This window comes from Streptomyces chrestomyceticus JCM 4735 (assembly GCF_003865135.1).
In the GTDB taxonomy this organism is placed as follows: domain Bacteria; phylum Actinomycetota; class Actinomycetes; order Streptomycetales; family Streptomycetaceae; genus Streptomyces; species Streptomyces chrestomyceticus.
The window spans coordinates 8996877-9009297 of record NZ_BHZC01000001.1 but is presented as its reverse complement, the minus strand read 5'-3'; the positions used below and the strand labels follow the sequence as shown (position 1 = coordinate 9009297).

General features: G+C 71.5%; 10 protein-coding genes. 8 read left to right on the top strand and 2 right to left on the bottom strand.

The window, feature by feature from the left end:
• The first annotated feature begins 163 nt into the window (after window positions 1-163).
• Genes EJG53_RS38945 through EJG53_RS38935 form a run of 3 tightly spaced genes read left to right on the top strand, consistent with a single transcriptional unit; the run spans window position 164 to window position 3301 of the window.
• Entirely contained in the window at window positions 164-1483 is a 1320-nt protein-coding gene (locus EJG53_RS38945) for an FAD-dependent oxidoreductase (protein WP_167515241.1), read from the top strand.
• Complete coding sequence (locus tag EJG53_RS38940; RefSeq protein WP_125048832.1) at window positions 1480-2790, top strand: phenylacetate--CoA ligase family protein; 1311 nt, start codon at window positions 1480-1482, stop codon at window positions 2788-2790. Before EJG53_RS38945 ends, EJG53_RS38940 begins: the two co-directional genes overlap by 4 nt.
• Window positions 2771-3301: a hypothetical protein gene (locus EJG53_RS38935; protein WP_125048831.1), complete on the top strand. Its 531-nt coding sequence runs from the start codon at window positions 2771-2773 to the stop codon at window positions 3299-3301. Before EJG53_RS38940 ends, EJG53_RS38935 begins: the two co-directional genes overlap by 20 nt.
• On the opposite strand, the gene EJG53_RS38930 is transcribed toward EJG53_RS38935, so the two are convergent.
• Together EJG53_RS38930 and EJG53_RS38925 are read right to left on the bottom strand one after the other, a co-directional pair.
• Window positions 3256-4209, bottom strand: coding sequence for a DUF5995 family protein (locus EJG53_RS38930; RefSeq protein ID WP_125048830.1), 954 nt, complete (start codon window positions 4207-4209; stop codon window positions 3256-3258). The two genes, EJG53_RS38935 and EJG53_RS38930, sit on opposite strands and share 46 nt — an antisense overlap.
• 132 nt (window positions 4210-4341) lie before the next feature.
• A complete protein-coding gene (locus tag EJG53_RS38925) occupies window positions 4342-4716 on the bottom strand; it encodes an STAS domain-containing protein (RefSeq protein WP_125048829.1) in 375 nt (124 codons plus the stop codon).
• Window positions 4717-5411: 695 nt separating this feature from the next.
• On the opposite strand from EJG53_RS38925, the gene EJG53_RS38920 reads away from it, so the two are divergent.
• The 5 genes from EJG53_RS38920 to EJG53_RS38900 all read left to right on the top strand — a co-directional run bounded on the left by EJG53_RS38920 (window position 5412) and on the right by EJG53_RS38900 (window position 12374).
• Window positions 5412-6401: a TauD/TfdA family dioxygenase gene (locus tag EJG53_RS38920; RefSeq protein ID WP_125048828.1), complete on the top strand. Its 990-nt coding sequence runs from the start codon at window positions 5412-5414 to the stop codon at window positions 6399-6401.
• 86 nt (window positions 6402-6487) lie between these two features.
• A complete protein-coding gene (locus EJG53_RS38915) occupies window positions 6488-7255 on the top strand; it encodes a TSUP family transporter (RefSeq protein ID WP_125048827.1) in 768 nt (255 codons plus the stop codon).
• A gap of 181 nt (window positions 7256-7436) precedes the next feature.
• The gene (locus EJG53_RS38910; protein ID WP_244955524.1) at window positions 7437-8597 is read left to right on the top strand and encodes an alpha-hydroxy acid oxidase; all 1161 of its coding nucleotides are present in this window, start codon (window positions 7437-7439) and stop codon (window positions 8595-8597) included.
• Window positions 8598-8708: 111 nt separating this feature from the next.
• Entirely contained in the window at window positions 8709-9809 is a 1101-nt protein-coding gene (locus tag EJG53_RS38905) for an aminotransferase-like domain-containing protein (RefSeq protein WP_125048826.1), read from the top strand.
• 768 nt (window positions 9810-10577) lie between these two features.
• A complete protein-coding gene (locus EJG53_RS38900; protein ID WP_174856512.1) occupies window positions 10578-12374 on the top strand; it encodes a coagulation factor 5/8 type domain-containing protein in 1797 nt (598 codons plus the stop codon).
• Window positions 12375-12421: the final 47 nt, after the last annotated feature.

Genomic DNA, 12421 nt, shown 5'->3' with positions numbered 1-12421 from the left:
CTCACCTGTCCAACCGTCAAAACGGAACCTTGGATTACCACAGGGCGCACCGTAGGTTTCTTGTGCCTTTCGATGCGCGGCGGCTGCTGACATCACCTGCGGCTTCCGCTTCGGGCCGATGATTCCGACGGTTCCGTGCCGCGGCACGGCAGGGGGAATGCTCATGTCTTCCGGATCGAGACGTCCGGACGTCTGTGTCGTGGGAGCGGGGCCGGTCGGTCTCACCACCGCTCTGGGACTGGCGGCCGCGAGGGTCGGCGTCACCGTCCTGGAAAGCGCTCCGGACATCGCCGCGTCCTCCCGCGCCCTGGTCCACCAGAGCCACACGCTGGAGGGCTTCGCGCGCCTCCAGGTGCTCGACGCCGTCCTGCGTGCGGGAACGCCGCTGCGCGCCCGGGATTTCGTGGTGCGCCGCACAGGCGAGCGCATCCGTCATCCCACGCCGGATCTCCGTACCGGCTCCGCTCCGGCGTACAACCTGATCCTGCGGCAGGACGAGCTCAGCCGCATCCTCCTCCGGCAGTTGGTCCGCTCTCCGGCCGCCGAGGTGAAATTCGGCTGCGCGGTGGACACGGTGCGCCAGAACAGCACCTCGGTACGCGTCGGCTACACGCACAAAGAGGGCCGTGGGCAGCTCGAAGCGCGCTGGGCCGTCGGCGCGGACGGCGCGCGCAGCACCGTACGGAAAGCCCTCGGTGTGGAATTCGAGGGATTCACCTGGCCGGAACGCTTCGTCGCCACGGACATCCGCTACGACTTCGCGGCGCACGATTACGCCGACGCGAATTTCGTCATCGATCCGGACGACGGGGCGATCATCGTGCGTATCGATGCCGGAAATCTCTGGCGGGTGGCCTGGACGGAATCCGCGGCCCTCCCGGAGAAAACCCTCCCGCGACGGCTGGCGGAATTCTTCGCACGTAACCTTCCCGGGCCCCGGCCGCGGGATTACGAACTGGTCGCGCACGCCCCGTACCGCGCGCACCAGCGGACCGCCGAACGGTTCCGCGTGGGCCGGGTCCTGCTGGCGGGCGACGCCGCGCACGTCACCAACCCGACCGGCGGCATGGGCCTGACGGCCGGGCTGCACGACGCCTTCCCGCTGGGCGAGGCGCTGGCCGCCGTCCTTCTCGGGCGGTGCGGTGAGGACGTGCTGGACCGTTACGCCGAGGCCGGCCGGGCCGCGTTCCTGACCCGGTTCTCGCCGCTCGCGACCGATCTGAAGCGCCTCGTCTTCGACACCCGTGACCCCGCACGGCTCGCCGAAGCCCTCGCCCCGCTCCGCCGGCTGGCGGCCGACGAGGAGCTACGGCGCTCCCGGGCCGCCGCGCTCCGCTCGGTCCTGCCGCTCTCGCTGCTGGACGACGGGCAGGCCGCCGGCCGGCTCCGCCCGGACCTCGGCGCGGCAGCCGCCGGCCCCCTTGAGCCGCAGGGACACGCGGGCCACCACTCAGGACCACAGGAGAGGCAGACAGCACCATGACACCGACGCAACCGGTCGCAGCCCGGCGGTGGAACGGCTTCGAGGAGCTTCACGCGCTCCAGCGGGAACGTATCGGCACGGCTCTGTGCCAGGCCGCGCACTCCCCCTTCTACCGGGACAGGTTCCGCCTGCGCCAGGGCGGGACGATGCCCGGCAGCCTCGCCGACGTCCCGGTGACCACCAAGGACGATCTGCGCGCTGCCTACCCGTTCGGCATGCTGGCGGTGCCGCGGGAGCGGGTCGCCACCTACCACGAGTCCAGCGGGAGTTCGGGCCGGGCGACGTCCTCGTTCTGCACCGAGGACGACTGGGTGGACATCGGTGAGCGCTTCAACCGGATGCCGGCCGGTATCGGGCCCGCCGACACCCTGCTGGTGCGCATTCCGTACGCGATGGTGCTGGCCGGGCACATCGGTCACTTCGGCGCCCGGGCGAGGGGCGCGACCGTGGTGCCCGCCGACAGCCGCAGCTTCGCCACCCCGTACGGCCGCGTCGTCCGGCTGCTGCACGACCTCGGTGTCACCCTGACCTGGTCCAACCCGACCGAGCCGCTCATCTGGGCCGCGGCGGCCCGCGCCGCCGGGCTGGACCCCCGCACCGACTTCCCGCGCCTGCGCGCGCTCCTGGTCTGCGGCGAGCCGCTGAGCGAAGCGCGCCGCGAGCGGCTGGGCGAACTGTGGGACGCGGCCGTGATCGAGGACTACGGCGCCACCGAGGTCGGACCGCTCGCCTCCGCCTGCCGCCACGGGCGGCGGCACTTCTACGCCGACCGTGTGGTGCCCGAGGTCCTCGATCCCGCCACCGGGGAGATCACCTCGGACGGTACCGGCGACCTCGTCATCACCCCGCTGTACCGCGAGGCCATGCCGCTGCTCCGGTACAACCTGGAGGACACCGTCCGGCTGAGCCACGAGCCGTGCCCCTGCGGCAGTTGGCTCCCCGTCATCCGGCTCGCGGGCCGCGCGACGCAGACCTTCGACGTCGCGGGGCGGCAGGTCTCCCAGTTGCAGTTGGAGGAGCTGGTGTTCCGCCTGCCTGCCGCGTACGGCGTGCTGTTCTGGCGGGCGCGGGCCGAGGCGCGGCGGCTCGTCGCCGAGGTGGAGGTGGCGGACGCGTACGCCGCTGACGCCTGCGCCGAGCTGGCCGCTGCCGTACGGACCCGGCTGGGCGTGGACTGCGAGGTTTCGCCCGTGCCGCCGGGCACCCTGATGCCCGACGAGGTGCTGTCCGCGCCCGGTGACGTGCTCAAGCCCCGCAGCCTGTTCGGCCCCGACGAGGACTGGTCCCGTGGTCTCCTCTACTACTGATTCCGCCCCGGCCCCGGTGTACGGCCTGGCCGCGCTGCCCTCCTCCACCCGCATCCTCCTCACCGGGGACGGCGCGACGACGGTCATGCTGGAAGCGCTGCTCGAAGTGCCGCTGCGGGTGCGGGTCGTCGCCCAGCGGGTGGTGGACACGACGGCGGTGCCGCCCGCGGTCCGCCGGGCCCTCGCGGCCGAGCGGATGCCCCGGCTCCTGGAGCGGCTGTCCGAACTGGTCGACCCCGCCGGACGGCCGGTCAGCCGCAACCGTGTCGTCTCCGCGGTGGCCGCGACCGGCCAGCTCCCGCCGCCGACGGACCCCACACCGCTCGGTGTGCGGCTGCGCGAGGAACGCCGCGCACAGCACCGCGAATTGCTGCGGTGCGGTGTCGGTCACGCGCCCGAGGCGCCGCAATTCGGCCGGTGCGCCTTCAAGGAATACGTGATCAGAAGCCCGGACCGATATCCGGTCTATGTCGCGGAGCGGTTCAATCCGGCCGTGGTGGGCGTGGCCTGACCGGCGGTCGTCTCGGGACGGGGCGGCTCGGCCCGCATTCCCGGAGCGCCGCGGTGGTGGGTGCGGCAATACGTGTCGCGCACGGCGCGGTATCCGGGTACGTGCACGGTGTTCAGCAGCAGCGCCCAGCGGGCCGCATTCGCCTCGATCCGCCGTTCGACGGTGCGCCGGGCGGCGGGCGTGGTGGCCGCGGTGAGCTGCTGCGCGTAAATCCACGCCTGCTCCCGCCACATGCGGAAGAGCCGGCCGGCGGTGTATCCGGCGATGGGGTTCCACCGGTCGTCGGCCAGGGCCAGCACCGGGTCGTAATAGCGGGCGATTTCTTGGACCGCGGGCGCGTACGCACGGTCCAGCACCGTCTGGAATCGCCGGTAGTCGGCCTTGTGTGACGCGCCGCCGGGACGGGTGAGTCCGACGGCGGCCAGTACGTAGGGCATGTCCCGCTGGATGTGCGCGTTGGCGCCGAGCAGGACATCCTGGCCCGCGTTCACGTCACCGGTGCGCGCGGCCTCGAAGGCCGTCTTCCACGCCTGCGGAACCGGCCGTCCTTGCCGGTCCGCGTGGTAGGCGTCCAGATACAGGCCGACGAAGCCGGTGTTGAGGTCTCCGGCCAGCCAGTCCGGGTCGTCGAAGGAGCCCGGCTTCGCCGCGGCCGCTTCCAGAGCGCGTTCGAGCTGGACGTAGATCACGGGGAAGGGCGCCCGGTGGTCACACCCCAGCCGGTCGCGGAGCCGGGTCAGGGTCCGGCGGGCTGCCTGGACGCATCCGACCACCGGCCCGTCGCAGGAAGGGTGCCGGGCGGCGTCACGCGGTGGTGGTGCGGCGAGGGCCGGGCCGCCGGCCAGAAGCGCCGCCCCCGCCACTGCCGCCGTGGTCAGCTTGAAGAATGCGCCACGCGTACCGGCCATGCTCCCCCGCCTCCTTGTCACCCGTCCGATGCATCTCCCCCTCTACCGAACGACCCGGCGCGACAAAGGTCACGGCGAGGGGCTGCCGGGGGGCCGGCCTGGCGGGCGGAACGGGTCAGACGCCGGAACGGCTCACGAGGCGCCGGCTTCGCCGTCGCGGTGGTGCGCGGCGAGGGCCGCGGCGGCGGTGGGATAGGCCGGCAACAGGGTGTCAAGACCGGTGATGTTCAGCAGGCGGGCGAGCCGGCCGGAGACGGCGGCCAGGCTGAGGGTGCCTTCCGCCTCCTGCGCGCAGCGCCAGATCGCCACCAGCGCGTTGAAGCCGGAGGAGTCGCAGAAGGAGACGGCCTCCAGGTCCAGGACCAGGTGCCGGTGGCCCCGTCCGATGAGGTCCAGGGCTTCGGCGCGCAGGGTGGGCGCGGTGGTCAGGTCGAGATCGCCGGCGAGGGCGGCCAGGGCGAGGTCGCCTTCGGCGCGCCGGGTGGTCAGGCGGAAGGTGTCGTTCACGGTCGGTTCTCCGGCTGCCGCCCGGAGGGGCGGGGCGGGGCGGGACAGGGACGCCGTCCACGGTGGCACCGGCCTCGGGAGCGGGCCGGCGGGTGCGGGCGGCGAGGAAGCCGATCAGCCCCTCGTCGCCGAGCATAACGCCGCCTCGGGCGCAGGCCGTGGCGGGCCGGCTCGTCCGAAGACGCGGTCAGCGGCTCATTTTGGTCATCTCGAATGGCTGGTTCTGCTCCGGATGACCAAAAGTGGTGTGCTGCCGGTGGCGTGAACCGGGGGTCGTAACTCGGCCGCGTCGCCGGTGTCCAGTGGGTGAGACGGCGCCGCCCGGCGCCCCTCCGGACGCCCTCACCCCAGTTCCGGCGCCGTCACAGGATCATCACACGTCCTCTACAACCTCTGCATCGAACGAACCCGGCGTACCGTCCCAACCACGCCATGTACGGGCAAATACGGTCGACCGGCGCCGGCCCGGCAGCATTTCCCGATGACCGGAACCTTTCGTTGACAGTCCGGAAATGCGGTCTCTACTGTTACGTGCAAATTCCGGCTCTACCCCTCCTTTCAGCTCATAGTGAGCGGACACCAACCGTTCACCATTTGCACGTGCGCATGTTTTCTGTCGTTTGCCGAACAGGTTCGCGCCTTTTCGCGGCCTGAAGAGGCAGCTCGAACGCAGCAATCAAGTACAAGGAGAAACGGTGACCACCGCACTCGCCGCACAGCAGACCTACCACCTGTCCGAGGCCGAAACACATAAGCTCTGGCGGCTCTCCCAGCTCGCCGCCGGCGCCTCGGAGGCATCTGCGCTGGCGCTTTCCGGTCTACTTCTCGATCTGCCGAAATCCGTGCGCACCCCCCTGCTCGAATTCGCCGAGGCCGGTGCGGACTCGGGATTCCTCCTGCTGCGCGGAGTCACCGTCGGGGATCTTCCCGACACCCCCACCGTCCACCACTCCGGCGCCCTCCAGGGACACCCCACCGACGGCACCCTGACCCTCGTGGCGGACCTGCTCGGCTCGCTCGTCGGCTACCTGGACGAGAAGGACGGCGCGCTCATCCACGACGTGCACGCCGTGCCCGGGGAGGAGAAGCGCATCGAGAACAGCGGCTCGGTGGCCTTCGACTTCCACACCGAGAACGTCCACCACCCGCTGCGCCCCGACTACTTGGGCCTGCTGTGCCTGCGCCAGGACCACGAGGGTGTCGCCGCCACCCGCGTCGCCTCGGTGCGCGAGGCCGTCCGGCTGCTGACCGAGGAGCAGGTGGCGATCCTGCGCACGCCACAGTTCTACAGCTCCTACCCGGCGTCCTTCACCCGGGGCAGGACCGGCCCGGTGCCGCGCTCCGGCCCGCACCCCGCCGTCTTCGGGCCGTACGACCGGCCGTTCATGCGCTTCAACTCGCACACCACGCACGCTGCCGGCGCCGAGGCGACCGCGGCGCTGAAGGCGCTGTCCGAGGCCCTGGAAGCGGTCTGCCACAACGTCGTGCTGGAGCCCGGCGACCTCGTCGTGGTCGACAACCACGTGGCGGCGCACGGCCGCAGCGCGTTCATCCCCCGGTACGACGGCCGGGACCGCTGGCTGCGCCGCTTCTACTCCGTACGCTCCCTCCCCGGCTGGACGCAGCACATGATGCCCCGTCAGCGCGTCGTCCCGACGCTGGAGGACATCCAGGGCGTGCTCTGAGCCGCGCCCCGGGATGCGTGTGATTCGCCCTGCCCGCGCAGTCGTCGCCCAGGACTGCGCACCCTTGCACTGAGGACCGGAATACCTTGGATTTCATAGACGTCATAGGGCTGCTCACCGCCGCGGTGGCCGCCGGGTGGGTGGACGCGGTGGTCGGCGGGGGCGGGGTGCTGCTCATCCCCGTTCTGCTGCTCAGTTTTCCGCACCTGCCGCCGGCCACCGCCCTGGGCACCAACAAGATCGCCGCGATCACCGGCACGGCGACCGCCGCCTACATGTACGCGCGGCGTACGGCCCTGGACCGGAAGATCCTCGTACCGGCCGCCGCCTGCGCGGTACCGGCCGGCGCGCTCGGCGCGCTGTCGGCGGCCACCGTCCCCACGACGTACTTCCGCCCGGTCATCATGGTTCTGCTGATCTCGGTCGCCCTGTTCGTGGCGTTCAAACCGAGCTTCGGCACCCAGCCGCTGGCCCGTGAGGTGACCCGGCGGCGACGCGTCGTCGCGGTGCTCCTCGGCGGCTGTGTGGTCGGTTTCTACGACGGGCTCTTCGGGCCCGGCGTGGGCACCTTCCTCATCATCTCCTTCACCACGCTGCTCGCCACCCAGTTCCTGGAGAGCGCGGCGATGTCGAAGGTCATCAACGCCTCGTCCAACCTCGGTGCCCTGCTGGTCTTCGCGCTCCAGGGCAATGTGCTCTGGGCGCTGGGGCTCGGGATGGCCGTGGGCAATGTGACCGGCGCGCTGATCGGTTCGCGCATGGCCCTGAAGAAGGGGTCCGGATTCGTCCGTACCGTGCTGGTGCTCGTGGTGGTCGGCATGGTGACGAAGATGGCGTTCGACCAGTTCGCCTGAGGCGACGGCGGCCGGCCCGGCTCCGGCCGGGTCCGGCCGGTCCGGGATCGGCCGGGGCGGGCCCGACCGGCTCAGCCGGTACGTCCGGGTCCGCCAGTACATCCGATTCAGTCAGTACACCCGGTTCAGTCAGCACCGCCTGTACATCAGCACGTCTGCACCGCCTGCACGTCAGCACTTGATGGGAACCACGCGAGAACGCACTCATAAACCACGCTACGAGAGCCCGGAGGCCACCATGGACCCCGTACGGAATCTCGCTGAACTACTGACCCTGCCGGACTTCGAGGCCGCCAGTGACGCGGTGCTCGACCAGGGCTGCCGCGCCTATGTCGCCGGCGGCGCCGGTACCGATCGCACCGTACGCGCCAACATCGCGGCGTTCGACGACATCTGGCTGAGACCACGGGTCCTGGCCAGTACGACGACCGAACCCCGCACGGACGTGACGGTCCTCGGCCATCACCTGTCCATGCCCGTCCTGCTCGCGCCGACGAGCCCGCAGCGGCTGCTGCACGAGGACGCGGAGATCGCCACCTCGCTCGCCGCCGAGGCGGCCGGCATCGTCCCCGTCGTCAGCACGGACAGCCACGTCCCGTTCCCGGAGATCGCCAAGGCGTCGGGCCGGGCCGGCTGGTTCCAGCTCTACGCCTACCGGTCGCGCGACGACATCGCCGCGACCATCGACATGGCCGAGACCGCCGGTGCGACGGCCCTGGTGGTCACCGTGGACGCCAGTCACGCCGCACTGCGGGTGCACGCCCAGCGCGCCGGGTTCTCCACACCCGGGCACGTGGACTTCGGGACGCTGCGCGCGCTCGGCATCCTGGAGGGCGAGGTACCGGCCGGCGCCCGCATCGACCGGTTGTCGCTGAGCTGGGAGGATTTGCTGTGGATCCGGGCCAGGACCCGGCTCCCCCTCCTGGTCAAGGGCGTCCTGCGGGCCGACGACGCCCGCCGCTGCCTGGACAGCGGCGCGGACGGCGTCATCGTCTCCAACCACGGCGGACGGCAACTGGACGGGGCGGTGCCCAGTGTTGTCGCGCTCAGTGAGGTCGCGGCCGAGGTCGACGGCCGGTGCGCCGTCCTGATGGACAGCGGCATCCGCTCCGGCGTGCACGTCGTCAAGGCCCTCGCGCTCGGCGCCGACGCGGTCTGCCTGGGGCGCCCCTACCTGTGGGGGCTGAGCGTCGCCGGGCGCGAAGGGGTCGAAGCGGTGCTGCGGCTGCTGCGCCGGGAGATCGAGGACACCCTCCGGCAGCTCGGCGCGGCCGATGTCAACGAGCTGGGGCCGCACTTCGTGGCCAAGGCCGGCGCCGGGGCGGCGGCCGGGGCGGCCTGACGGCCCCGCACCACCGCCCGCTCCACACCCGTATCCGTACCCGTACCTGCAGCTCCACCCGTATCGCACGCCGTACCCGCACCACGACTTTCCGAGATCGGAGAACCACGCATGTTCCACTTCTCGCGCGGCATCCCCCCGCAGGAAGCGATCCCCTCGCGGCAGCTCGCCGAGCACACCGCCGCCGTCCTGCGGGACAGCGAGGACCGGGTGTTCCAGTACGCGCCGATCGGCAACCACACGGGGGACGCGGCCCTGCGCGAGCAGCTCGCGGCCTTCCACTCGGTCAGCGCCGAGCAGATCTTCGTGACCAACGGTTCCCTCCAGGCGCTGGACCTGCTCGCCGCGCACCTCCTGGCGGGCGACCGCAAGGACGTGTACGTGGAGGCCCCCACGTACGACCGCGCGGTGCAGATCTTCGAGCGGCACGGCGGCCGGGTCTCCGGCATCACCCTCCAGCACGACGGCCTCGACCTGGACGCCCTCGAAGCCCGGCTGGCGACGCGCGTCCCGGCGCTCGTCTACGTCATCCCGGACTTCCAGAACCCGAGCGGCGTCACCATGAGCGAGGACAAGCGCCGCCGCCTGGTGCAGCTCGCCGAGACCCACGACTTCCTCATCCTGGAGGACATCCCCTACCGGGAGCTGCGGTACGGCGGCCAGGCTCCGGCCGGCTTCTTCGAGCTCGCGCCGGCCGGGCGAGTGCTCACGATGGGCTCGCTGAGCAAGATCCTCAGCCCCGGTCTGCGCGTCGGGTACGTCATCGGCGCACCCGAGACGCTCGGCGCCCTGGCCGCGCTCGCCGAGGGCACGTACCTCTCCCCCGCCCCGCTGCTCCAGGCGGTCGCCGCGCAGGCCCTGGCGGCGGGCCTGGCCCAGGAGAACGTGGCGGGTATCCGGGAACTGCTCGGCCCCCGGCACGACGGCGCGGTCAAGGCCGTACGCGAACTGCTGGGCGAGGACGCGCTGCTCGCCGTACCGCACGGCGGCTACTACGTGAGCGTGCACCTGCCCGTCGCCACGGACGAGGCCACGTTCCTCAAGGCCGCGGCCGCCGACGGCCTGAAGCTGACCCGGGGCTCGGGCTTCTACCCGGGCGACGCCGCGCCGCCGGAGGGCAAGGTCTTCCTCCGCCTGCCGTTCCAGTCCTTCGAGCCGGACGAGTTCGCCGCCGGCATCGAGCGGCTGGCCGCCGTGGCGTCCAAGGGCTGACCTGCGGACACCACCCCAGGGCCGCGGACGGGACACTCCCGCCCGCGGCCCTGGCCGTTTGCGGCTTCCCCTTCCTGCGCCCCAGCGGCGGTCGTCACCACGGTCGCGGCAGCCCCGCCCGTTGCCCCGGGTCTCGGGAGGGCGCCCCGCGTGGACGCAGCGCTGCGCCTCAAGGCGGAGGACGCCGTCACGGCCACCGAGTACGTACCCGGCCAGGAGCCGCCCGCTGCCTGGTGACCCGGCGCACGCGCTCCATAGCCCTGGTGATCTCCGAGCGCGCACGGTGTTCTGCGGCGCGCCTTCGGGGGCGGGCATCGACGCCCCCTAAGCGGAGGGGAACTTCACGCGCGCGGGCGGTGCCAAGGCGATGCGCGACCTGCTGCACCGGTGCCCCGAGGTGGACGGTTGTTCGTCGCCTCGGACCTGATGGCGCTCAGCGCCGTCCTGGTGTCAGCTTCCATCTCTTGAACGCAATGAGCTTGCAGGGGCGATGCGTTGCCCCGCCGAACTCATCACCTTCGGGCCGCAAACCCTGACACAGCCGGACCAACAGCCGTCCTTCCGCCCCCTGTTGCGCGCACTCCCTTGACGCCTGTCCGCATCGGCGCCACCATCCCCAACACGCAAGAGAGCGCTCTCTCCCCTCCGAGCGTTCGTACCTTGAAGCCCGGACGGGCCGGACCGGCCGGGCACCGCACCCCTGCCCCCCACCTCACGGCACCCTGACGCCTCCCGCTCCACGAGCCGACAATTCAGGAGAGTCCCCCCATGCCCACCCCACCCGCACCCCAGCCCTCCCGCCGGAGAGTCCTCGCGGCGGCGGCCGTCGCGCTCCCCGCCGCCGGTCTGCTCGCCCGGTCCGGAACCGCGGCCGCGGCCCAGACGCCGGCCGCCCCGGACCGGGCGGCCGACGCACCGCTGGCAGGCGGCGGCGACCTCGGTCCGAACGTCATCGTCTTCGACCCCGGTACGCGCGGCATCCAGGCCAAGCTGGACGAGATCTTCGCGCGGCAGGAAAGGGCCCAGTTCGGCAGCGGCCGGTACGCCGTGCTCTTCAAACCGGGCACCTACCACGGGCTCAACGCCCAACTGGGCTTCTACACCTCGATCATGGGCCTGGGTCTGTCGCCCGACGACACGCTCATCAACGGGGATGTGACGGTCGACGCGGGCTGGTTCGGCGGCAACGCCACCCAGAACTTCTGGCGGTCGGCGGAGAACCTCGCCCTGAAACCGGTCAGCGGCACGAACCGTTTCGCCGTCTCCCAGGCAGCGCCCTTCCGCCGTATGCACGTCAAGGGCAACCTCAACCTCGCCCCCGACGGCTACGGATGGGCCAGCGGCGGCTACATCGCCGACAGCCGGATCGACGGCACCGTGCAGCCGTACTCCCAGCAGCAGTGGTACACCCGCGACAGCTCCGTCGGCGGCTGGCTCAACGGCGTGTGGAACATGGTCTTCTCCGGTGTCGAGGGCGCGCCCGCGCAGTCGTTCCCCGACCCGGCGTACACGACGCTCCGGACCACGCCGGTCTCCCGCGAAAAACCGTTCCTCTACCTGGACGGCGCGGAGTACAAGGTGTTCCTGCCCGCACTGCGCACCGATGCCCGAGGCACCACCTGGGGCAGCGGCACCCCGAAGGGAACCTCCCTGCCGCTGAGCCGGTTCTACGTGGTCAAGCCGGGTGCCACCGCCGCGGTCATCAACGCGGCGGCCGACCAGGGGCTGCATCTGCTGTTCACCCCGGGCGTCTACCACGTGGACCGGCCGGTCGAGATCAAGCGGGCGGGCACCGTGGTCCTCGGCCTCGGGTACGCCACGATCGTCCCGGACGGCGGGGTGAGCGCGCTGAAGGTCGCCGACGTGGGCGGCGTACGGATCGCCGGGCTTCTCGTCGACGCCGGGCCGCGGAACTCCGAGGTGCTGATAGAGATCGGCCCCGCCGGCGCGTCCGCCGGCCACGCGGCCGACCCGGTCACCGTGCAGGACGTGTTCGTCCGCATCGGCGGCGCGGGGGCGGGGAGGGCGACCACGAGCCTGGTGGTCAACAGCCACCACACGATCATCGACCACACCTGGATCTGGCGCGCCGACCACGGCGACGGAGTGGGCTGGGAGACCAACCGGGCCGACTACGGTGTCGTCGTCAACGGCGACGACGTCCTGGCCACCGGGCTGTTCGTGGAACATTTCAACAAGTACGACGTGCAGTGGAACGGTGAGCGCGGCCGCACCGTTTTCTTCCAGAACGAGAAGGCGTACGACGCGCCGAACCAGGCAGCCGTCCAGGACGGCGCCACCCGGGGCTTCGCCGCCTACAAGGTCGCCGGTTCCGTCACCGCGCACGAGGGCTGGGGCCTGGGCAGCTACTGCTTCTACAAGGACGATCCGACGATCGTCCAGGACCACGGTTTCGCGGCGCCGCGCAGGCCCGGGGTGAAGTTCCACGATCTGCTCGTGGTCTCCCTCGGGGGCAAGGGCCAGTACGCCCACGTGCTCAACGACACCGGCGCTCCCACCTCCGGCACGAACACCGTTCCGTCGAAGGTGGTCTCGTACCCTTGATCCGGAGTGAGCCGACCGACCCTGGTCCGGGAGGAGACGAGAGCTGA